Below are 551 nucleotides of genomic sequence, written 5' to 3'. Positions count from 1 at the left end.
CTTTTGGAACGGCTGCAACCAAACTGGTTCAGTGCGCCCAGCCGTCAGGATATGTGCTGAATTCGTCCGACTATAACGACACGACAGCCAATATCACCAATATTGCCCCATCGACTTTTTACAGGGATGCCGATGGCGACACGTTCGGAAACCCTTCCTTAAGCGTTTCGTACAGCGTGAAGCCTACGGGATATGTAGCCAACAATACGGACTGCAATGATGCCGATGCGGCTATTAACCCCAATACGGTGTGGTATCGAGACCAAGATGGAGACGCTTTTGGAACGGCTGCAACCAAACTGGTTCAGTGCGCCCAGCCGTCAGGATATGTGCTGAATTCGTCCGACTATAACGACACGACAGCCAATATCACCAATATTGCCCCATCGACTTTTTACAGGGATGCCGATGGCGACACGTTCGGAAACCCTTCCTTAAGCGTTTCGTACAGCGTGAAGCCTACGGGATATGTAGCCAACAATACGGACTGCAATGATGCCGATGCGGCTATTAACCCCAATACGGTGTGGTATCGAGACCAAGATGGAGAC

General features: G+C 51.0%; 1 pseudogene. It reads left to right on the top strand.

From position 1 onward, the window contains the following. Positions 1-551: pseudogene (locus EG814_RS21060) on the top strand (DUF6443 domain-containing protein); the annotation flags it as partial.

This window comes from Flavobacterium ustbae, assembly GCF_003946915.1.
GTDB lineage: Bacteria > Bacteroidota > Bacteroidia > Flavobacteriales > Flavobacteriaceae > Flavobacterium > Flavobacterium ustbae.
Note: the sequence above shows the minus strand (reverse complement) of the source record. Positions and strands in the feature narration are given on the sequence as shown.